Raw genomic sequence first — 21,716 nt, forward strand, 5'->3', positions numbered from 1 at the left:
GGTGACCCGGCGCAATACCCTCACGCTGGGCGAGCTTCAGGCTGACGTGATCAGGAAGGACATCAAGCACGTCCACTTGAGCGTGTATCCGCCCGATGGGCATGTGCGTATCTCTGCGCCTATGGGCATGGCGCTGGACACGATTCGTGTGTACGCCATCACCAAGCTGGATTGGATCAAGAGCCAGCAGCGCAAGCTGCGTGCGCAGGAGCGGGAAACGATTCGCGAGTACCTCAACCGCGAAAGCCATTACCTGTGGGGGCGGCGGTATCTGCTGAAAATCGTCGAGGCAGATGCGGTGCCATCAGTGAAGCTGCGCCACAACAGCATTGAGCTGCATGTTCGTCCTGGAAGCGATGTCGAAAGAAAGCACATCTTGCTGGAGAGCTGGTATCGCGAAAAGCTCCGCGCCGAGATTCCTGCCCTGCTTGCAAAGTGGCAACCGATCCTTGGCGTGAAGCCTGCCCGTGTGCTGGTACAACGGATGAAAACCAAGTGGGGCAGTTGCAACCCGGACAGCGGCAACGTGCGCCTCAATACCGATCTTGCCCGCAAGCCGCCCGCTTGCCTCGAATACATTTTCGTCCATGAACTGGCGCACCTGCTGGAACCCAGCCACAACGCCCGCTTCCAGTCATTGATGGATCAGGTCATGCCGCATTGGCGACAGATCAGGCATGAATTGAATCAACTCCCGGTTCGGCATGAGGCATGGGAGTGTTGAATTTCCGTCAGCTATCGCCTAACACGCTGTGATCCCACGCAAAAACAAACGCCCCGCGATGCGGGGCGTTTTCGTTGGAGCAAGGCGCAGGATCAGCGATTGCCGATGCCCACGTAGTCGCGGGTGGCTGCGCCGGTATAGATCTGGCGCGGGCGACCGATGCGGTTTTCCGGGTCTTCCTGCTGTTCCAGCCAGTGGCTGACCCAGCCGGCGGTGCGGGCGATGGCGAACATCACGGTGAACATCTCCACCGGGATGCCGAGTGCCTTGTAGATGATGCCGCTGTAGAAATCGACGTTCGGGTAGAGCTTGCGCTGCACGAAGTAGTCGTCCTTCAGCGCCGCTTCTTCCAGCCGCACCGCCACTTCCAGCAGCGGGTCGTTGACGTTGAGCGCGCCCAGCACTTCGTGGGTCATCTTGCGCACCAGCGCCGCGCGCGGGTCGTAGTTCTTGTACACGCGGTGGCCGAAGCCCATCAGGCGGAAGCCGGATTCCTTGTCCTTGGCCCTGTCCACGGCGGACTTCACGTTTTCCGGCTTGCCGATCTCGGCCAGCATCTTCAGCACGGCTTCGTTGGCACCGCCGTGCGCCGGGCCCCACAGCGCGGCCACGCCGGCGGCAACGCTGACGTAGGGATTCGCACCGGTGGAACCGACCAGGCGGACGGTCGAAGTCGAAGCGTTCTGCTCGTGGTCGGCGTGCAGGATGAACAGCAGGTCCATCGCCTTGGCGGCAACCGGATTCAGTTCCAGCGGCTCGCTGGGCACTTCCATCATCATGTGCAGGAAGCGCGTGGTGTAGTCGAGGTTGTTGCGCGGGTAGCGGATCGGCCAGCCGATGGAATAGCGATGGCAGGCAGCGGCGATTGTCGGCACCTTGGCGATCAGGCGGATCGCGGCAAGGCGGCGCTGTTCGGGGTCTTCGAGGTTCAGGTCGTTGTGGTAGAAGCTCGCCAGCGAACCCAGCATGCCGGTCAGCATCGCCATCGGGTGGGCGTCGTGGCGGAAGCCGTACAGGAAGGTGCGGAAGGCCTCGTGCATCATCGAGTGATGCGTGACTTCATGTTCGAAGGCGGCAAGTTGCGGCGCGGTCGGCAGTTCGCCGTGCATCAGCAGGTAGGCCACTTCCGGGAAGGTGGACTTCTCGGCCAGTTGTTCGATGGGGTAGCCGCGATACAGCAGCACGCCGGCATCGCCGTCGATGTAGGTGATCGCCGACTTGCACGACGCGGTGGCACCGAAGCCCGGGTCGTAGGTGAAGCAGCCGGTTTCCTTCGGCAGCTTGGCGATGTCGATGCTGGGCTGGCCCAGGGTGGGTTTCAGCACGGGCATGGCGACGGATTTGTCGCCCGCGGTCAGGGTGATCTGCTCGGGTTCGGACACGGCGCAACTCCAATGTTGTCCGCGCGGCACTGGCCCGCAGGCCATGCGCCAGCGCATGGGGAGCGGGAATTATTGCACAGGGGCAATCGAGCCCGGGCTCGGACGAAAGTCGCAGGCGCGGGTTTGCGGACACGCAAAACGGACGCACCAAACAAAACGGCCACTGCGAGGGTGGCCGTCGAATCTGGATCCCCGATCAGCGCACATCCATATGCTGTCGGGGACAAGGTCTTCCTGACCTTACTTCTGGTAGCGCTTGCGGAACCTGTCCACGCGGCCGCTGGTGTCGATCACCTTGTTCTGGCCGGTGTAGAAGGGATGCGAGGACGACGAGACTTCCACCTTGATGAGCGGATATTCGTTGCCGTCTTCCCACTTGGTCGTCTCCTTGCTGGAGAGGGTCGAGCGGGTGAGGATCTTGAAGTCCGAGGTCACGTCCTGGAAGACGACGTCGCGGTATTCGGGATGGATGCCGGCTTTCATGGCGTAAAACCTGAATTGGAACGGGACAGAGCCGCGCATTATAGCGGCCCTGTCGAGGGCGGTGCAAGTCTCCGGTTTCGGCGGGTCGGCGATCTTGAACGGGCGTTCTGAGCAGGCAATCCTGCCGGTCATTCGCTACGCGTCCCGAAATGCCGCTGCGCGAACGCCCGGCATGCTCGCTTGGGTTGCGCTGCGCTACCTGGCGGCCAGCGCCCGCTGGATCATCCCCTCGAACCGCTGCTGGTCGTAGCGCATCAGGATGTTCACGTTGTCCGGCGCGCCGGTCTGGCGGTTCCAGTCAACAATCGTGGCCCCGCGTGCATGGACGCCTGCGGTTTCCACCGCCAGCGGACGCCCCAGCACGTCCTGCGCGCCGTCCGGTTGCAGGGCGAAGGCCATCGCAAGTGCATCGGCGGCATGCCAGCGCTCACCGCGCCCCTGCTTCGACCACGCGCGGGTATGCGCGGAGATGCTGGCGTAGAAGCGGGCGCGATCGGAATCGGCAGCCAGCCAGCGTTCGGCGTCCTCGTGCAGGAAGCCATGCGCCAGCACGGCTTCCCAGTCGGCCAGATCGATCTTCGGGAAGGCCGAGAACACGATGTGCGCGGCTTCCGGATCAAAGGCGATGTTGAACTCCGCCGCCGGGGTGATGTTGCCGTGCGCGGTCACCGCCGCGCCCATCACCACGCAGCGTTTGATGCGCAGTGGCAGGGTGGGGTCGAGCTTCAGCGCCAGCGCGATGTTGGTCAGCGGGCCAAGCGCGACCAGTAGCAGCTTGCCGGCGTGCTCGTGCGACAAGCGCAAGATGGCGAGCGCGGCGTGTTCGGCCTGGGCCTTGCGCGATGCCGGGACATAGCCGGTATCGCCGAAGCCATCGCGCCCATGCACGTAGGCGGCGTCGCGCGCGGGGAACACCAGCGGTGCATCGGCACCGGGGAAGACAGGCGTATCGACACCACACACTTCGCACAGCTTCAGCGCATTGGCGACGGTGTGCTGCAGGCCGACGTTGCCGGCGGCGATGGTCAGGGCGACCACTTCATGGCATGGATCGTCGAAGGCCATCAGCAGGGCCAGCGCGTCGTCCACGCCGGGGTCGGTGTCGATCAGCAGGGGAATGCGTGCGTTCGTCATCGCCGAATTCTAGAGGGGAACGTCATGCCGCTGCGTACCGCGCCGCGCCGCCCACCCAGCGGTCGATGATGCGATCCGCCGTGTCCGGCATCTCCTGCAGCAGGCGGTCGGCGAGTTGATGCACGCGCGGCAGCAGGTCGGCATCGCGCGACAGGTCGGCCATGCGGAACGCGGCAAGGCCGGTCTGGCGGGTGCCCAGCAATTCACCGGGGCCGCGCAGTTGCAGATCCTTTTCGGCGATGGCGAAGCCGTCATTGGTCTGGCGCAGGGTGTCCAGCCGCTGCCGCGCCATCGCCGACAGCGGCGTCTGGTACAGCAGCACGCAGCTTGACGCCGCGCTGCCGCGCCCGACGCGGCCGCGCAACTGGTGCAGTTGTGCAAGGCCGAGCCGCTCCGCGTTTTCGATCACCATCAGCGAGGCATTGGGTACATCGACGCCAACTTCAATCACGGTGGTCGCCACCAGCAGGCCGGTTTCGCCATCCTTGAAGGCGCGCATCGTGGCCTGCTTCTCCGCTGCCTTCATGCGCCCGTGTACCAGACCCACGCGCAGGCCGGGCAGCGCGGCTTGCAGGGTTTCGAAGGTGGATTGCGCGGCCTGCGCGATGACTTCATCGGACTCGTCGATGAGGGTGCAGACCCAGTACGCCTGCCGGCCTTCCGCACAGGCATTGCGGATGCGGTCGATCAGTTCGGGCCGGCGTTCGGCGGACAGCGCGATCGTCGTTACCGGCGTGCGGCCCGGCGGCAGTTCGTCGATGGCGGACACGTCCAGATCGGCGTAGGCGCTCATCGCCAGCGTGCGCGGGATCGGCGTGGCGGTCATCACCAGCTGGTGCGGCACGTTGCCACGCCCCTTGTCGCGCAGCGCCAGACGCTGATGCACGCCGAAGCGGTGCTGTTCATCGACGATGGCGAGCGCAAGGTCATGAAAGTCCACGCCTTCCTGCATCAACGCATGGGTGCCGACGATGACCTGCGCCGCGCCGGTTGCCACGTCCTCCAGCGCCTTTGCACGCGCCTTGCCGGTGACCTTGCCAGCCAGCCAGCACACGCGCAGACCCAGCGGTTCCAGCCATGTACGCAGATTGTTGAGGTGCTGCTCGGCCAGCAGTTCGGTCGGTGCCATCAGCGCGGCCTGCCTGCCATCGGCCACGGCCAGCAGCGCCGCCATCGCTGCGACCACGGTCTTGCCGCTGCCCACGTCGCCCTGCACCAGCCGCAGCATCGGGTGCGGTTTGCAAAGGTCATCGCGCAGCTGCGCATAGACGCGCGCTTGCGCCTTGGTCAGCGCGAACGGCAGCGCTTTTTTCAGCTTCGCCACCAGTGTTTCGTCACCGCGCAGCGGGCGCGTGCCTTCCGCCTGCAAGGCCAGCCGCTGCCGGCGCAGGCTGAGCTGGTGGGCGAGCAGTTCTTCCAGCGCCAGCCGCCGTTGCGCGGGATGCAGGCCGCTTTGCAGCGCGGCCAGGTCGGCATCGCGCGGGGGCGTGTGCAGGGTCAGGATGGCGTCACGCAGCGAGGGCAGGCCGAGCTTGCGCAGCCAGTCGCGTGGCAGCAGTTCCAGCGTGTCCTCGTCCGGCAGGCGTTTCAGCGCCTGCAGGATCAGCTTGCGCAGGCTGGCCGGGCCGATGCCATCAATGGCGGGATAGACCGGATCGAGGACTTCGCCCAGCGCGTGTTCGCCGTCGTCCAGCACGCGATAGCTGGGATGCACGATTTCAAGGCCATGCTGGCCGGGGCGCGGCGTGCCATAGGCGCGCACCCGTGCGCCAACCGCAAACTGCGCGGTTTGGCGTGCGTTGAAATGGAAGAAGCGCAGCACCAGCGTGCCGCGCGCATCATCGGACAACGCGACGCGCAGCATCGGGCGATAGCGGAAGCCGCGTTCCACCGCCTCCACCCGCCCCTCCACCTGTGCAGCCACGCCGGGTTGCAGGTGGCGGATCGGGGTCAGCGTGGTGCGGTCTTCGTACTCGCGCGGCAGGTGCAGCCACAGGTCCTGTAGGGTCGAAAGCCCACGCGCGGCCAGCTTTTCACGCAGCGCGGGGCCAACGCCGGTCAGGACGCTGAGGGGGGTATCGGCGCCCGCAAGGGTGGGAGTTGGCGCTGGCGGCATCGCGCAAGCATGCCCGCCGGGCCGTGTCGCGCCAAGCTGCGCGGGCCTTCGGCTTGCCGGGGAAGGGGTTTGCCGATAGAATCCCGGCCCCTTTGCATCACTTCAGCGGCCAGCCGGTCGCAGGACAGATATGGCCCGTATTACCGTCGAAGATTGCCTGGAAGTGGTCGATAACCGCTTCGAGCTTGTGATGATGGCCGCCAAGCGCGCGCGCCAGCTGGCCGGTGGCGTTGATCCCAAGCTGGACAACAGCGAAGCCAACGACAAGCCGACCGTGCTCGCCCTGCGCGAGATCGCCGCGCGCAGCATCGACAGCGACTACATCGACGCGGTGGAAAAGGCCGAGCGCGAGCGCAAGGAGCGCGAGGCGCTGGAATGGGCCGCTGCCGAAGTGGTGGCTGGCGACGACGACATGAAGGGCGACGACTGAGGCCAGCCTCGGCATCTGCCTTCCAAAACGGCCCTGCGGGGCCGTTTTTCGTTTCCGGGACAGGGGTTTACGGTTTACATACGGGGCGGTTAGGCTCGCCGGATGAGCCCCGGCGATCCTGCCCTTGCCCTGAAGTCCCAGCCCGCGCCTGCCGAAGACGCGGTGCCGGACTACGTGCAGGCGCTGGAACGCGCGGCATCCTACCTGCCGGATGACCAGCGCGCGCAACTGCGGCGCGCATGGGCGGTGGGCGCGGCGGCGCATGCAGGGCAGACCCGCAAATCCGGCGAGCCCTACATCACCCATCCGGTGGCGGTGGCGCAGGTGCTGGCGGAGCAGGGGCTGGATGTCGAAACGCTGGTGGCGGCGATCCTGCACGACACCATCGAGGACACGCCGCTGTCGCGCGCCGATCTTGCCGCGCAGTTCGGCGAGACCGTGGCTGAACTGGTCGATGGCGTCACCAAGCTGGACAAGCTGCGTTTCGCGGACAGGCAGGAAGCGGCGGCGGAGAGTTTCCGCAAGATGCTGCTGGCGATGTCGCGCGACCTGCGCGTCATCCTCATCAAGCTGGCCGACCGCCTGCACAACATGCGCACGCTTGGCGCGCAGTCTGCGGAAGCGCGCCGGCGCATCGCCATCGAAACCCTGGACATCTACGCGCCCATCGCCCAGCGGCTGGGCATGAACCTGATCAAGGCGGAGCTGCAGGATCTTGGTTTCCGCGCGCTGCATCCGTGGCGGCATGCGGTGATCGACAAGCGCATCCACAGCCAGCCGGTGGTGCGGCGCGAGGCGCTGGCGCAGATCGAGGCGCGGCTGGCGCAGCGGCTGGCGCTGGAGAAGCTGGAGCATCGGCTGGTCGGGCGGATCAAGACGCCGTGGAGCATCTACACCAAGATGCGCGCGGAAGGCCGCAGCTTCGATCAGGTGATGGATGTGTTCGGCTATCGCGTGATCGTGGACAACGTGCCGGACTGCTACCACGCACTCGGCGTGGTGCATGCGGTGTTCAAGCCGCTGGACGGGCGCTTCCGTGACTTCATCGCCATTCCCAAGGCGAACGGCTACCAGTCGCTGCACACGGTGTTGTTCGGGCCGTATGGCTCGCCCATCGAAGTGCAGATCCGCACCCGCGAGATGGATCTGGTGGCCGAACGCGGCGTGGCCGCGCACTGGGCCTACAAGCATGGCGGCGAAGGCAACAGCGCGCAGACCCGCGCCTCGGCATGGATCGCGGGGCTGGTGGAAAGCCAGCGCGGCACCGGCTCGTCGCTGGAGTTCCTCGAAAACGTCAAGGTCGATCTGTTCCCGGACGAGGTCTATCTGTTCACGCCCAAGGGCGAGATCATGGCGTTGCCGCGCAATTCCACCGCGCTGGATTTCGCCTATGCCGTGCATACCGATGTCGGCAACCATGCGGTGGCCGCGCGCGTGGACAAGAAACTGGCACCGCTGCGCGCACGGCTGAACAGCGGGCAGACGGTGGAAATCATCACCGCGAAGTCGGCGGCACCGGCGGCGCAGTGGCTGGAATTCGTGGCCACTGGCAAGGCGCGCACCGCGATCCGCCAGCAGCTCAAGCAACTGGAACACGAGGATGCGGTGCGGCTGGGCCACCACATGCTGGATCGCGCGCTGGGCGAGCGTGGCACGTCGCTGGACCGGCTGCCGCTGGCACGGCTGGACGGCTATCTGGCCGAGAACCGCTACCCGCGCCTGGAAGCGCTGCTGGCCGACATCGCGCTGGGCAACCGCATGCCGATGCAGGTGGCGCAGGCGCTGGCGCAGGAGCAGGTGCCGCAGGCCGAAGGCGCAGCCCGCCGTACCGATGCCGTGCCGCGCGAACGCATCCTGATTACCGGTGCGGAGCGCGGCGTGGTCAGCTTTGCGCAGTGCTGCCTGCCGATTCCCGGTGATGACGTGATGGGCTATCACAGCGCCGGCAAGGGCATCGTGGTGCATCGCATGGAATGCCCGAACGTGGCCGAGTTCCGCAAGTCACCGGAGCGCTGGGTGCCGATTGGCTGGGATCGCGAAGTGAGCGGCGACTTCGGCGTGGCGATCCGGGTGGAAGTGGAGAACCGCCCCGGCGTGCTGGCGCAGGTGGCCGCCGCGATCGCCAATGCCGATTCCAACATCGACCGGGTGGAATATCTGGAGCGCGACAACAACATCGCCGCGATCCGCTTCTCCATCGAGGTATCGGACAACCGCCACCTGGCCGAAGTCATGCGCCGCGTGCGCCGGCTGGGCGTGGTGCAGGACGTGCAGCGTTCGTGAGGCGAGATGCGGAGCAAGCTCCGCATCTACAATGCGAAGGTTCCCATCTTCGAGAAAACCACCATGCCCCGCACCGCCATCCACAGCGATTCCGCGCCCGCTGCCATCGGTCCCTATTCTCAAGCAGTACGCACGCAGGCCACCCGCGCCGGCAACACGGTGTACTTCAGCGGACAGATCCCGCTGGATCCGGCCACCGGCGAGATCGTCGGCGCAGGCGACATCGATGCGCAGGCGCGCCGTGCCTTCGACAACCTGAAAGCCGTGTGCGAGGCCGCAGGCGGCACCATGGACGACATCGTGCGTGTTGGCCTGTACCTCACCGACCTGTCGCAGTTCGGCGCGGTCAACGCGGTGATGGGCGAATACTTCAGCCAGCCGTACCCGGCGCGTTCCACCATCGAAGTGTCGGCGCTGCCCAAGGGCGCGGCGTTTGAAGTCGATGCGGTGATGGTGCTGGGCTGAAACCGGCGGGCGGCGTCAGTCGCCGCCGCGTTCGTAGCCCGCGATTTCGTCCTCGGCCAGCAGCGCGCGCAACTGCGCCGCCGATGCGCGGCGCATCGGTTTTTCATCGATGCCGGACAGCGGTGCCTGCCGCAGTACATCCAGCGGCAGCACGGTGATGTCGAAGCTCAGGTCTTCGGCTGCAAACAGCCAGACCGGGAAGTCGCCATCACGGGTGCGGTCCAGCCGCAAGTGGCGGCTGCGCGATTGCGCGGGGATGCCATGCTCGTCCAGCCAGCGCGCGGGTGCGTCCGGGTCGTCGCTGTGGACGTGCAGGGCCACCGGCGAATGGGTGTCGGCGGTGCCGTCCAGCACCGGGCCAACCAGTCGCGGCTCGAAGCGCTCGAAGAACGCCAGCGCGCGCAACGCGGCTTCGCGTCGGCGGCGCAGTTCGGCGGGCTGGTCATCGCCCAGGAACAGGCGCTGGTATTCGCGCAGTGCATCCTCGATCTCGCGGTTGCGCGGCAGCGAGGCATCGTCATGGATGCCCAGCCGCTGCGCGGCCTTGAGCTTGGCCTGGTGGTAGTCGCGGATGCCGCCTTCGGCCATCAGCCGGGCGGCTTCAAAGGCCAGATGCTGGCGGCGTTCGCGGGTGCGGGTTTGCGCATGCAGATGCGCATGGGCCTTGGTGTGTTGGCGGGCGTTCGGCATCGCACATCCCCCTGTGGCCTGCAGGGACTGTACCCGAGCCGGCGGGCGCATGCACATGCCGGTGCTTGTGCCGGCCTTCAGAAGATGTCGAAGGCTTCCTCGGCGGGCGCGGCGTCCTCGGCGGGGAACATGTCCAGTTCCTCCAGCATGCGCGCCTCGTCCTCGACCTTGACCCATTCGACCACGCCATTTGCGCGCACCTGCACCATGCCGTCCGGCGGGTCGAGACCGCGCTCGGGCTGATCCTTCAGCGCAGCCTTCATGTAGCCGATCCAGATCGGCAGCGCGGCCTTGCCGCCATATTCGCGGTAGCCCAGCGGCTTGAAGTCGTCGCGCCCCACCCAGACCACGGTGGTGTAGGGGCCACCGAAACCGGCAAACCAGGCGTCGCGATGGTCGTTGGTGGAACCGGTCTTGCCGCCCACGTCCTCGCGGCCCAGCACCTTGGCGTCGGTGGCGGTGCCGCGCTTGACCACGTCGCGCATCATCGACTGCAACTGCCAGGCCACCCGCGGGTCGATGGCGCGCGGCGCGACCAGCATGTCCGGGTCAGGTGTTGCAGTCTTGCCCGGCTTGGCTGCAGTGGTGGATTGGGCGGGTTTGGCCGTGCTGGCGGGTGGGGTGGTACCGACCGGACTTAAGTCGAAGCCATCGACCTTGGCCTTGACGGGTGCCGACGGCTGGCCGGGCGTGGCCGCTACCGCGCAGTACGGGCAGGCGATGGCGGGCTTCTCGCGGAAGACCTCCTTGCCTTCACTGTCGCGCACGCTGTCGATCAGCCAAGGCGTGACCAGAAAGCCACCGTTGGCGAAGGCGGTATAGCCGCGCGCCACCGACAGCGGCGTCAGTGAGGCCGTGCCCAGCGACATCGACAGATTGGGCGGCAGGCTGGCTTCGTCAAAGCCGAAATGGCTGATGTAGCGACGCGCGTAGTCCACGCCGATGGCATCCAGCAGGCGCACCGAAACCAGATTGCGCGACTGCACCAGCGCCTCGCGCACGCGCATCGGCCCGGCAAACCTGCCGCCATCGTTCTGCGGACGCCACATCTTGCCGCGCCGATCCTTGAACACCACCGGTGCGTCCAGCACGATCGAAGCGGGGTTGAAGCCGCGCTCGAACGCCGCCGCATACAGGAAGGGCTTGAAGCTGGAGCCGGGCTGGCGCTTGGCCTGGGTGGCGCGGTTGAACTTGTTGCCGGCATAGCTGAAGCCGCCGACCAATGCGCGGATGGCCCCGTTATCGGCATCCAGCGATACCAGCGTTGCCTGCGCGCGCGGCAGTTGATCCAGCGCCCACTGTGCCGGTGCCTCCGCCTTGTCGGCGGGCAGCCTGCGCACGCGCACCACGTCGCCGCGCTGGGCCAGTGCCGATGCCGGCTTGCCGGCCCACGCAATCGCGTTGCCGGACAGCGCCAGTTCGCTGCCGTCGGCCAGCACCACCCGCAGTGCGCCGCCTTCGCTGCCGGTCACCACCGCCGGCAGCAGGCCACCTTGCGCCGGCGTGCTGCGGATCAGCCTGGCGATGGCGGCGGCATCGGCACCTGCCGGGATCTCCACCTGCTGCTCGGGCTTGCGCCAGCCGTGGCGGTGGTCATAGAGGCGCAGGCCATCCACCACCGCCTTGTCGGCGGCAGCCTGCAGCGACGGGTCGATGGTGGTGGTGACGTGGTAGCCCTTGGTCAGCGCCTCATCGCCGTAACGCTCGATCATCTGCTGGCGCACCATTTCCGCGATGTAGGGCGCATACACCTCGACCGGGCGTTCGTGCGGCTTGGCATGCATCGGCACCGCGCGCGCGGCATCGGCCTGCGCCTGGCTGACAAAGCCCAGCATCGCCATGCGCGGCAGGATGTAGTTGTCGCGGCGCATGCGGGCGCGCTCGGGGTTGCTGATCGGGTTGCCGCTGGACGGGAACTTGGGGATGCCGGCCAGGGTGGCGGCCTCGTCCAGCGTCAGTTGATCCAGCGTCTTGCCGTAGTAGAACTCGGCGGCAGCAGCCACGCCGTAGGCGCGGTGGCCGAAGAAACTCTTGTTGAGGTAGAGCTCGAAGATTTCGTCCTTGGACAGTTCCTGTTCCATCTTCCGCGCAAGCAGCATTTCCTGGAACTTGCGGCTGAAGCTGTACTCGGAGCTGAGGAAGAACTGCTTGGCGACCTGCTGGGTGATGGTGGAACCACCGGCGACCCGCTCGCGGCCCCCGGTCTTGGCCAGCAGCCAGATCGCGCGGGCCACGCCCTTGTAGTCCACGCCCTCGTGTTCGTAGAAATTGGCGTCCTCGGCGGCCAGGAAGGCGTCCTTGACCTGCTTCGGAACCTGCGCAATTTCCACCGGATAGCGGCGCATTTCGCCGAAAAGCGCCATCAGCCGGCCATCGGCGGCATACACGTACATCGGCTCCTGCAACTCGGTGCCGCGCAGTGCCTGCACGTCCGGCAGGCGCGAGCCGACGATCCAGACCAGTACGCCCGCAATCACCACTCCAGCCAGCAAAAGTGCGACCGAGCCCAGCAAAAACCAGCGCAGAAGGCGGGAAAAGCGGGGCATTGGGCAGGTTTCCGATTGCAGCGAGCGGGGCTGCGGAGTATAGAGTAGGCGCTGGCACTGACCGGGCCTGACAGGGGGCAACCGGTATCCTTCCGGGGTTTCCGGCGACGGAAACCGGGTACGGCAGGGCGGTTGACGGCAGGCAAAATGGGGAAACCTGTTGCCTTGTCGTGAAAAGTCCGTTATTCATGTACTACAGCACCAAGTGCGCGTAAGCGCCCGTGGGAAGGGGAGATACCGTGGGTCTGGTGACGAAAACACAATCGCCGTTGATCGGCGTTGATATCAGTTCGACTGCGGTCAAGCTGCTGCAGCTTGCGCGGGTCGGCGACCGCTATCGCGTGGAGCATTACGCGGTGGAGCCTTTGCCGCCCAATGCCGTGGTCGAGAAGAACCTGGTCGAAGTCGAAGCCGTCGGCGAGGCGATCCGCCGCGCTGTGGCGCGTTCCGGAAGCAAGACCAAGCACGCCGCCGCTGCCGTGTCCGGCTCTTCGGTCATCACCAAGGTGATCCCGATGCATGCCGATCTGGACGAGGACGCGCTTGAGTCCCAGATCGAGCTGGAGGCGGTCAACTACATCCCGTACCCGATCGAGGAAGTGAACCTCGACTTCGAGGTGCTGGGGCCGATGCCCGGCAACAACGAGATGGTGCAGGTGCTGCTGGCGGCATCGCGTTCGGAGAACGTCGAGGTGCGCGCCTCCGCGCTGGAACTCGGCGGGCTGACGGCCAAGGTGATCGATGTCGAGGCCTTCGCCATCGAGAATGCCTATGCGCTGATGGCCGGCAACCTCAACGTCCCGCGCGACGGGCTGGTGGCGCTGGTGGATGTTGGCGCGACCATGACCACGCTGAATGTCCTGCGCGGCGGTCGCAGCATCTACACCCGCGAGAATGTCTTTGGCGGCAAGCAGCTCACTGACGAAGTGATGCGTCGCTACAGCCTGAGCTACGAAGAAGCCGGCCTTGCCAAGCGTCAGGGCGGGCTGCCGGAGAGCTACGAGATCGAAGTGCTTGATCCGTTCAAGGAAGCGATGGTGCAGCAGGTCAGCCGACTGCTGCAGTTCTTCTACGCCGGCAGCGAGTTCAATCGGGTTGACCAGGTGGTGCTGGCTGGCGGTTGCGCCTCCATCCCCGGCATTGCGGCGATGGTCGAGGAGCAACTCGGCATTCCGAGCGTGGTCGCCAATCCGCTGGCGCAGATGACGCTGGGGCCGCGCGTGCAGGCGCATGCGCTGGCACAGGATGCCCCCGCGCTGATGATCGCCTGCGGGCTTGCCATGAGGAGCTTCGACTGATGGCCAAGATCAATCTCCTCCCGTGGCGCGAAGAGCGTCGCAAGGCCCGGCAGAAGGAATTCGTCAGCATGCTCGGGCTGGCTGCGCTGGCCGGCGTGCTGGCGTCCTTCCTGATCGTCAGTTTCTACAACGGGCGCATTTCCAACCAGAACGCGCGCAACGAATTCCTGCGCGGCGAGATCACCAAGGTTGACGCGCAGATCAAGGAAATCGAGGCGCTGGACCAGAAGAAGTCCAAGCTGCTGGCGCGCAAGGAAGTGATCGAGCAACTGCAGTCCAATCGCTCGCAGATGGTGCACCTGTTCGATTCGCTGGTGCGCACCATCCCCGAGGGTGTGGCGCTGACCTCGATCAAGCAGGAAGGCGATGTCCTGACCCTGACCGGGCGTTCGCAGTCCAATGCCCGTGTTTCGACCTACATGCGCAATCTGGAAGGCTCGGGCTGGATGGTCAATCCCGACCTCAACGTGATTGAAGCGAAGGAAGGCAATCCCGGCCTGCCCTACGAGTTCAACCTGAAGGTCAAGCTGGCCAACCCGAACGCGCCGAAGGATGGCGAAGACGGTGCCGACGCCGCTGCCCCCGCAGCCGCCCCGGCCACGCCCGCCGCAGCAGGAGCCGCCTCGTGAGCACCAAGAAGAAGATCAAACTCAACGAGCTGGACATCAACAACATCGGCGGCTGGCCGCGCCAGGCGCAGATGGGGTTCTGCATTGCACTGGCCGTGCTGATTATTGCCCTGGCATGGTGGGTGTTCGTGCGTGGCAAGCGCACCGAGCTGGAACAGCTTGAAGCGCAGGAAACTGAGCTGCGTACCGAGTTCGAGAACAAGCAGGGGCGCGCCGCCAATCTGGAACCGCTGAAGCAGCAGCTTGCGCAGATGGAGCAGCAGTTGCAGCAGATGCTGCGCCAGCTGCCCAGCAAGACCGAAATGCCGGAACTTATCACCGACATCTCGCAGACGGCGCTGGCCACCGGCATCCAGAACGAGCTGTTCCAGCCTGGCCCCGAGGTCAAGCAGGAGTTCTACGCGGAAAAGCCCATCTCCCTGCGCATGGTGGGTACGTACCACCAGTTCGGTGCCTTCGTCAGCGGCGTGGCCTCGCTGCCGCGCGTGGTCATCATGACCATGCACGACATCTCGCTGCAGCCCAAGGATGCCAAGGTGGGTGGGCGGATCGGCCCCAACAGCGCGCTGGAACTGGCCGGCACGGTCAAGACCTATCGTTATCTGGACGAAGATGAAGAAGCAGCGTCCGCCGATGCCAAGGCGGCACCTGCCGCCGACGCGGCCAAGGGAGGTACCTGACATGCGCATGCAACCGATCCATCGCGCCTGCGGTCGCCTGCTTGCAGTAGCGCTTTGCGTGGCGCTTGCCGGTTGCGGCGGTGCCAGCAGCGACCTGGAGAAGTGGGTTGCCGAGGTGAAGGCCAAGCCCGCGCCGCCGCTTGATCCGCTGCCGGTGATGCAGCAGTTCGAAACCTTCGAATATGCCGCGCAGGATCTGCGTGATCCTTTCAGCGACGTGTTCACCAGCAGCAGCGGCGGCAGCGGCCCGCGCCCGGATCCGGGCCGGCGCAAGCAGACGCTGGAGCAGTTCCCGCTGGACAGCCTGGACATGGTCGGCACGCTCGGTGCCGGCAAGAATCTGGTGGCACTGGTGATGGCACCGGACAAGGTGACCTACCGGGTGCTGCCGGGTGCCTACATGGGGCAAAGCGATGGGCGGGTGACCGCCGTGCAGGAAGACCGGATCGAACTGGTCGAACTGGTACCGGATGGCGCTGGCGGGTGGCTGGAACGCCCTGCCAGGATCGCCCTCGAAGACAATTGATTGGGGAATAGACCGATGACCGTCATCAATGCCAAGCAACAGCGGCCTGTCCGGCGCCCCTTGCCCCTCGCCACCTGTGCGATGGGCCTTGCCGTGGGCCTGTACGCCGCCGGCGCAAGCGCCCTGCCCACCACGGCCATTGTGGCCGGCATGGGCCAGTCCGCCACCGGGGCACTGGCCGACCCGGCCAAGCGCACGCCGGATGCCGTCGCGCTTTCCGCGATCGACTTCAAGCGTGGCGATGGCGGCTCCGGCAAGCTGATCCTGCGCTTCTCCGGCACCGGTGCCGCGCCCGACCTGCGCAACATGGGGTCCAACGTGGTGGTTGACATCGGCAATGCGCAGCTGCCGGCTGCGCTGCAGAGGCCGATGAACGTCACCGACTTCGCCACCCCGGTGCAGCGCATCGATGCCCGTGCCACCAGCAGCGGTGCGCAGCTGGTACTCGGCACCAAGGGCAGCTTCGAGTCGATGGCCTACCAGAGTGGCAACGAGTACATCGTTGAAATCGTGCCGCGCGCGACCCCGGTGGTGGCCAAGGTCGACGCCAAGGTGCCTGCAGTCGGTGCCGCCGCAACGGGTGCCGCCAGCAGCAATTCCAGCGTCCGCTACAGCGGCAAGCCGGTGAACTTCAACTTCCAGGACATCCCGGTGCGCACCGTCCTGCAGCTGATCGCCGAAGAATCCAACCTCAACATCGTCGCGGCCGACACCGTGCAGGGCAACGTTACCCTGCGCCTGACCAATGTGCCGTGGGATCAGGCGCTGGACATCGTCCTGCAGGCCAAGTCGCTGGACAAGCGCCGCAGCGGCAATGTGGTCTGGGTGGCACCGCAGGCGGAGATCGCCAAGTTCGAGCAGGACAAGGAAGACGCGCGCATCAACCTTGAAAACCGCGCGGAGAAGGTGACCGAATACATCCCGATCAGCTATGCCAATGCCGAGGACATCGCCAAGCTGCTGACCGACGAGAGCAAGGGCAATGCCCAAGGTGGTGGGCAGACGGGGCAGAGCCAGCAGGATCGCGGTTTCCTGTCGCCGCGCGGCAGCATCAGCTACGACAGGCGCACCAACACCCTGCTGGTGATCGACATCCCGCAGCGCGTCGCCAATATCCGCGACCTGGTGCAGAAGCTGGACAAGCCGGTGGATCAGGTGGTCATCGAGGCACGCATCGTGATCGCCAACGAGTCGGTTGCCCGCGAACTGGGTGCCCGCTTTGGCATTACTGGCGTCAAGGACAATGCGTTCTACAGCAACAGCGTTGACAACAACATCTCGAACCAGAACTCCATCAACGCTGCGGCAGATGCCAACAGCGCCACGCCGACGCCATCGCCGTTGGTGCGGCCGACGATCACGCGTGGTTGGATGTCCGATCTGCCGGCCACATTGAACAGCACGGCGGGCTCGTTGGCACTGTCGATCCTCAATGCCGGTTATGCGCTGGACATCGAGCTGTCGGCGATCCAGGAAGAAGGCCGTGGCGAGGTGATTTCCAACCCGCGCATCGTCACCAGCAACCAGAAGGAAGCGGTCATCAAGCAGGGCCGCGAGGTCGGTTACCTGACCGTCTCCGGTGCCGGTGGGCAGGCGACCCCGACGGTGGCCTTCAAGGATGCCGTGCTTGAGCTGAAGGTCACCCCGACCATCACCAATGACGGGCGCGTGTTCCTGAACATGGGCGTGAAGAAGGACGAGTTGAACGGCTACGTCAATATGGGCACCTTCGGTCAGGTGCCGGAAATCGCCAAGCGCGAGGTCAATACGGCGGTGCTGGTGGAAGACGGCCAGACCGTGGTGATCGGTGGCGTGTACGAATTCAGTGACCGCACCGATGTCTCGAAGGTACCGTTCCTGGCCGATCTGCCGATCATCGGCAATCTGTTCAAGAACAAGGGCCGCACCAAGACCAAGGCCGAACTGCTGGTGTTCGTGACGCCGAAGGTGATGCGCGTCGCGCAGCGCTGATACGCCGCCAGCAAGAAGTCGTCGCGACGGGAGCCGAAAGGCTCCCGTCGTCGTTTCGGGCAGGCGTGAGCTGCGTGCTTTGTTAAGCTGCCCACCTGCGTGCAACGGGATAGTGCGATGGGCGAAGCAAACACCGGCAAGCTGCAACTGCACTGGAAGATGCTGATCGGCTTCCTTGCGGGATTGCTGTTCGGACTTGCCGCGCATTACGGTGCTGGCGATTCGGGTTGGGTGCAGTGGCTCACCGCCAACATCACCCAGCCGGCGGGCACGTTGTTCCTGCGCCTGATCTTCATGCTGGTGATCCCGCTGCTGTTCTCCGCGCTGGTGATCGGCGTGGCCGAGATGGGCGACGTGCGTTCGCTTGGGCGCGTTGGCTGGAAGACGCTGGGCTATACCGTGATCGCCTCGGGTATTGCGGTGGCGCTGGGCCTGCTGCTGGTGAACTGGCTGCAGCCGGGTGCGGGCGTGGACCCCGCCGCCGCGCAGGCGATGCTGGCGCAAGGGGCAGACCGCGCGAAGGAAATCGCGGGTGGCGCGGCGTCACAGCCCAAGGGGCTGGAAATGCTGCTGGCGATCGTGCCGGACAACGTGGTCAAGGCTGCTGCCGAAAACACCATCCTCGCGGTGATGTTCTTCGCGCTGATGCTGGGCATCGGCATGGTGCTGACCCGCACGCAGGCCACCGAAACCCTGTTGCGTGGCATCCAGGGCCTGTTCGATGTGTCGATGACCCTGATCGGGCTGGTGATCCGCCTCGCCCCGTATGCGGTGTTCTGCTTCATGTTCAACCTGGCCGCGCTGTTCGGCTGGGATCTGCTGCGCTCGCTGGGTGCGTATGTCGGCGTGGTGGTGCTGGCGCTGGCCATCCACCTGATCGTGGTCTATTCGCTGATGCTGAAGCTGCTTGGCGGCTGGTCACCCGCGGCGTTTTTCCGTGGCGTGCAGGAAGCGATGGTGATGGCGTTCTCCACGGCGTCGTCCAACGCGACCTTGCCGGTTGCGTTGCGGGTGGCCGACGAGAAACTGCATTTGCCGCGAAAGGTGTCGCGCTTCGTGCTGACCGTGGGCGCCACTGCCAACCAGAACGGCACCGCGCTGTTCGAAGGCGTGACCGTGCTTTTCCTCGCCCAGTTCTTTGGCGTTGACCTCAGCCTGACCCAGCAGGTCACGGTGATGTTCGTGTGCATCCTTGGCGGCATTGGCACCGCCGGCGTGCCTGCCGGCTCGTTGCCGGTGGTGGCGCTGATCTGCGGCATGGTCGGCGTGCCGCCGGAAGGCATCGGCCTGATCCTGGGCGTGGATCGCTTCCTCGACATGTGCCGCACCACGCTCAATGTCACGGGTGACCTGATGCTGGCGGCCGTGGTGTCGAAGGGCGAGGAGCGCGAACCGGTCGCGACCGCGTAGCCGTCCGTTACTTGCGGCGTGGCTTGTTTTTCTTCGGTGTTGCGGGCGCTGGCGCGACGGCGGGGGCTTCCTGCACGGGGCAGGCAAAGCCCTTGCGCGGCCCATTGAGGATGCCAAGCATGCGCTCGCTCACGCGCGCGGCATCGCCATTGAGACGCCAGTCGTACAGCGTGCTGAAACTCAGCACGCGAGCCACGTATTCGCGGGTTTCCTTGTAGCTGATGGTTTCGATCCAGATGTCCGCGTCCATGTCCGGGCGCTGCGCCATCCAGCGGTTCAGCGGCGCGGGGCCGGCGTTGTAGCCGGCGATCACCTGATAGGGCTTGCCGCCGTAGCGATCCATCAGCTGGCGCAGATAGGCAGTGCCGATGGCGATGTTGGTGTCGGCGTCATACAGGCTGTCGCCGCCCTGCCACGGGATGCCGAACTTCGCCGCAACGCCAACGCCGGTGGATGGCAGCACCTGCATCAGCCCGCGTGCATCGGCGGACGAGCGTGCGCGCGGATCGAACACGGATTCGGCGCGGATTTCGCCTGCGATCCATGCGGGGTCGAGCCTGTGGCGCGCGGCTTCGCGGCGGATGCTGGCGTCGTGGTGCAGCGGGAAGCGCAAGTGATAGAGGCGCTGTTCGTCGGGATAGCGCTTGCCGCCGACGTTGACCAGCCCGAACACGCCGCGATCGAACCAGCCGTTGTCTTGCGCTACTTCCACCGCGATGCGGCGCTGCTCGTCGCTGAAGCGTGCGAGTGCGTCCTTCCATTCGCGCTCTGCCCAACCCTTGCGATCCAGCGCGAACAGTTGCAGCGCGCGGATGATGGCCGGGTCGCGGGCGATGGCCTGCTTCGCCGCGGGCGTGACCGCCGGTTGCCACGGGCAAAGCGCATAGGGTTGGTTGAGGCGGTCGGCGGCGAGGAAACCGTGGAAATCGGACTTCGATGCGGCCTGCGCGTACAGCGCCTTTGCAGCCGCCGCATCGCCAGTGAGCTCGCTGGTGCGCGCGGCGAACCATGTCCAGCGTGAATCGCTGCGCAGTGCTTCGGGCATGCGCCTGAGCGCGGTCAGTGCGCCGGCCCAGTCGCTGCGCGACAGCGCTTCGCGCACCTGCCATTCGTGCAGGTTGGCGTCATAGGCGGAAAGCGGCACCGCAGCCAGCCGCTGCGCCGAGTTGGGCAGGTAGGACGCGACCGTCCACAGCGCGATCTGGTGCAGCACGCGACCGCGTTCGGCTTCGTCCAGACCAAGCGCCCGCGTCACGCCGGGCAGCATCGCTTCGATCATGTCGGGCGATGCCTTGGCGGCTTTTGCCAGTGCCCGCGACGCCACTTGCCGGCTGCGGGCATCGCGCGGCCACTGGCCTGGAATCGCGGCGACGGGATTGTCGAAGTAGGCGGCATAGCTGCTGGCAAGCACGGCATCAGCAGCGGGCAAGCCACGCGCAGCGGCGCGGATCACGCCGGGCTGGGCTTCGGCAATAGCCAGGTCGATGCGTTCCCAGCGCAGCGCGTCGTGCAATCCCCCTTGCGCGGCAAGCTGCGCGAGCGGTGCATCGCATTGCGCGGGCAGGGATTTGCCACTGCTGCGCCAGATGCTTTGTGCATCCTGCGTCCATTGCGCATCGACGCGGTTCATCGCCATCCGCGCCTGCAGGTGCAGGCAGCGTAGCGCGGGGTCGTCGATGCCCGGTTCCCAGTTCGACAGGAAGGCCTGCCATTCGTTGCGGCGGGCCAGTGCGGGCAACCATTCGTTGCGAAATGCCGTTGCCACCGGCTGATTTCGCTGGCTTGCAAGGAAGGCGTTGCCGCGCGGGATCGGTAATGTGTCGATGCGCTTGCGCAGTGCCGCGTATTCCAGCCATCCGGCCAGTGGTTGCCCGCTGAAGCCTGCCAGCGCCAGATCGTCCAGCGTGCCGCGATTGGCGGCTTCCAGTGCGGCCTTCATCGCAGGCGAAGGCATCGGCACCTGCACGGGCGCGGTGCGTTGCACCAGCGGTGGTGCCGGGGGCGTGGAGGATTGCGCCAGCGCAGGGCCAGCGAGCGACCATGCAAACAACAGGAACAGTGCGTGCTTGTGCATCGCCGGACTATAGCCGAGCATCGATGAATGTCTCCGCTGGAGTTGGATGGATGTCGGCATTGCTTGCATATCTTCTGCTGGGTGCATGCGCGGGCGTGCTGGCGGGCCTGCTGGGCATCGGCGGCGGGCTGGTGCTGGTGGGTGCGCTGGCCTGGCTGCTGCCGCGCCATGGCGTGCCTGCCGATGCGGCGATGCATGTTGCATTGGCGAGTTCACTTGCCAGCATCGTGCTGACCGCCGCTTCGTCCGCGCGGTCGCATCATCGGCGCGGCAGCGTGCTGTGGCCGACGGTGGCATGGATGGTGCCGGGCGTGCTGCTCGGCGGCTGGCTGGGTAGCCGCTTCGCGATTGGTCTGGACGATGGCGTGCTGCGCTGGTGCGTGGCCGGCTATTGCTGGATCGTGGCGGCGCAGATGTTGTTGTCGAAGCCGAAGACAGGTGGCGACGCCGCGCTGGTGCCGCGCGGGCCGGGCTATACCGCAGCGGGCGGTGCCATTGGCATCGTGTCCGCGATTGTCGGCATCGGCGGTGGCAGCCTGACCGTGCCGCTGCTGGTCTGGCGCGGCGTTGCGCCGGTGCGCGCGGTGGGCACCTCATCGGCCTGCGGCATCTTCATCGGCATCGGCAGCGCGCTTGGTTATGCCTTGCAGGCGCCAGAAGGCGCGTTGCAGATGCAAGGTGCGGTGGGCTATGTCTATCTGCCGGCGGCGCTGGGTGTGGCCGTGGCCTCGGTGCTGGCCGCGCCGCATGGCACGCGGTTGGCGCATGCGCTCAGCGGTGCTGCGCTCAAGCGCGTGTTCGCGGTATTCCTGATGCTGGTGGGCAGCGCGTTTGCGTATAGCGCGTTGTAGGTGACTGCATCGACCGTCGTGCGT

18 protein-coding genes are annotated in these 21,716 nt (G+C 65.9%); 11 read left to right on the forward strand and 7 right to left on the reverse strand.

The window, feature by feature from the left end:
* The first annotated feature begins 1 nt into the window (after nucleotide 1).
* Entirely contained in the window at nucleotides 2–724 is a 723-nt protein-coding gene (locus tag QM612_RS05370; RefSeq protein WP_415252866.1) for a M48 family metallopeptidase, read from the forward strand.
* Between the two features lie 92 nt (nucleotides 725–816).
* On the opposite strand, the gene QM612_RS05375 is transcribed toward QM612_RS05370, so the two are convergent.
* From QM612_RS05375 to recG, 4 genes are all read right to left on the reverse strand, one after another.
* The gene (locus QM612_RS05375; RefSeq protein WP_415252900.1) at nucleotides 817–2,151 is read right to left on the reverse strand and encodes a citrate synthase; all 1,335 of its coding nucleotides are present in this window, start codon (nucleotides 2,149–2,151) and stop codon (nucleotides 817–819) included.
* 195 nt (nucleotides 2,152–2,346) lie between these two features.
* Nucleotides 2,347–2,589: a type B 50S ribosomal protein L31 gene (locus QM612_RS05380; RefSeq protein ID WP_415252867.1), complete on the reverse strand. Its 243-nt coding sequence runs from the start codon at nucleotides 2,587–2,589 to the stop codon at nucleotides 2,347–2,349.
* Nucleotides 2,590–2,784: 195 nt separating this feature from the next.
* Entirely contained in the window at nucleotides 2,785–3,723 is a 939-nt protein-coding gene (locus QM612_RS05385; protein WP_415252868.1) for a nucleoside hydrolase, read from the reverse strand.
* Nucleotides 3,724–3,745: 22 nt separating this feature from the next.
* Complete coding sequence (gene recG / locus QM612_RS05390) at nucleotides 3,746–5,839, reverse strand: ATP-dependent DNA helicase RecG (RefSeq protein ID WP_415252869.1); 2,094 nt, start codon at nucleotides 5,837–5,839, stop codon at nucleotides 3,746–3,748.
* A 130-nt stretch (nucleotides 5,840–5,969) separates the two neighbouring features.
* Here recG and rpoZ point away from each other — a divergent pair, with 130 nt between their 5' ends.
* From rpoZ to QM612_RS05405, 3 genes are all read left to right on the forward strand, one after another.
* Nucleotides 5,970–6,269 carry a DNA-directed RNA polymerase subunit omega gene (gene rpoZ / locus QM612_RS05395; protein WP_415252870.1) on the forward strand — a complete coding sequence of 100 codons (300 nt, stop codon included), beginning with the start codon at nucleotides 5,970–5,972 and terminating at the stop codon, nucleotides 6,267–6,269.
* A 102-nt stretch (nucleotides 6,270–6,371) separates the two neighbouring features.
* Nucleotides 6,372–8,552, forward strand: a complete 2,181-nt coding sequence (locus QM612_RS05400; RefSeq protein WP_415252871.1) for a RelA/SpoT family protein — start codon at nucleotides 6,372–6,374, stop codon at nucleotides 8,550–8,552.
* Between the two features lie 63 nt (nucleotides 8,553–8,615).
* Nucleotides 8,616–9,017 carry a RidA family protein gene (locus QM612_RS05405; protein WP_415252872.1) on the forward strand — a complete coding sequence of 134 codons (402 nt, stop codon included), beginning with the start codon at nucleotides 8,616–8,618 and terminating at the stop codon, nucleotides 9,015–9,017.
* A 15-nt stretch (nucleotides 9,018–9,032) separates the two neighbouring features.
* On the opposite strand, the gene QM612_RS05410 is transcribed toward QM612_RS05405, so the two are convergent.
* Together QM612_RS05410 and QM612_RS05415 are read right to left on the reverse strand one after the other, a co-directional pair.
* Nucleotides 9,033–9,707: a hypothetical protein gene (locus QM612_RS05410; protein WP_415252873.1), complete on the reverse strand. Its 675-nt coding sequence runs from the start codon at nucleotides 9,705–9,707 to the stop codon at nucleotides 9,033–9,035.
* A 77-nt stretch (nucleotides 9,708–9,784) separates the two neighbouring features.
* Nucleotides 9,785–12,253, reverse strand: coding sequence for a penicillin-binding protein 1A (locus QM612_RS05415; RefSeq protein ID WP_415252874.1), 2,469 nt, complete (start codon nucleotides 12,251–12,253; stop codon nucleotides 9,785–9,787).
* A 239-nt stretch (nucleotides 12,254–12,492) separates the two neighbouring features.
* On the opposite strand from QM612_RS05415, the gene QM612_RS05420 reads away from it, so the two are divergent.
* The 6 genes from QM612_RS05420 (at nucleotide 12,493) to QM612_RS05445 (ending at nucleotide 18,767) form a co-directional block, all read left to right on the forward strand.
* The gene (locus QM612_RS05420; protein ID WP_415252875.1) at nucleotides 12,493–13,551 is read left to right on the forward strand and encodes a pilus assembly protein PilM; all 1,059 of its coding nucleotides are present in this window, start codon (nucleotides 12,493–12,495) and stop codon (nucleotides 13,549–13,551) included.
* Complete coding sequence (locus QM612_RS05425; RefSeq protein ID WP_415252876.1) at nucleotides 13,551–14,180, forward strand: PilN domain-containing protein; 630 nt, start codon at nucleotides 13,551–13,553, stop codon at nucleotides 14,178–14,180. The genes QM612_RS05420 and QM612_RS05425 overlap by 1 nt, the downstream gene beginning before the upstream one ends.
* A complete protein-coding gene (locus QM612_RS05430) occupies nucleotides 14,177–14,860 on the forward strand; it encodes a type 4a pilus biogenesis protein PilO (RefSeq protein WP_415252877.1) in 684 nt (227 codons plus the stop codon). The genes QM612_RS05425 and QM612_RS05430 overlap by 4 nt, the downstream gene beginning before the upstream one ends.
* A 7-nt stretch (nucleotides 14,861–14,867) precedes the next feature.
* Entirely contained in the window at nucleotides 14,868–15,386 is a 519-nt protein-coding gene (locus tag QM612_RS05435) for a pilus assembly protein PilP (protein ID WP_415252901.1), read from the forward strand.
* Between the two features lie 15 nt (nucleotides 15,387–15,401).
* The gene (locus QM612_RS05440; RefSeq protein WP_415252878.1) at nucleotides 15,402–17,357 is read left to right on the forward strand and encodes a type IV pilus secretin PilQ; all 1,956 of its coding nucleotides are present in this window, start codon (nucleotides 15,402–15,404) and stop codon (nucleotides 17,355–17,357) included.
* A gap of 117 nt (nucleotides 17,358–17,474) precedes the next feature.
* Nucleotides 17,475–18,767, forward strand: coding sequence for a dicarboxylate/amino acid:cation symporter (locus QM612_RS05445; RefSeq protein WP_415252879.1), 1,293 nt, complete (start codon nucleotides 17,475–17,477; stop codon nucleotides 18,765–18,767).
* Between the two features lie 7 nt (nucleotides 18,768–18,774).
* Here QM612_RS05445 and QM612_RS05450 read toward each other — a convergent pair whose 3' ends face one another.
* Nucleotides 18,775–20,841 carry a transglycosylase SLT domain-containing protein gene (locus QM612_RS05450; RefSeq protein WP_415252880.1) on the reverse strand — a complete coding sequence of 689 codons (2,067 nt, stop codon included), beginning with the start codon at nucleotides 20,839–20,841 and terminating at the stop codon, nucleotides 18,775–18,777.
* Between the two features lie 50 nt (nucleotides 20,842–20,891).
* On the opposite strand from QM612_RS05450, the gene QM612_RS05455 reads away from it, so the two are divergent.
* Complete coding sequence (locus QM612_RS05455; RefSeq protein WP_415252881.1) at nucleotides 20,892–21,692, forward strand: sulfite exporter TauE/SafE family protein; 801 nt, start codon at nucleotides 20,892–20,894, stop codon at nucleotides 21,690–21,692.
* Nucleotides 21,693–21,716 lie beyond the last annotated feature (24 nt).

Source organism: Thermomonas sp. (assembly GCF_047606765.1).
Classification (GTDB): Bacteria; Pseudomonadota; Gammaproteobacteria; order Xanthomonadales; family Xanthomonadaceae; genus Thermomonas.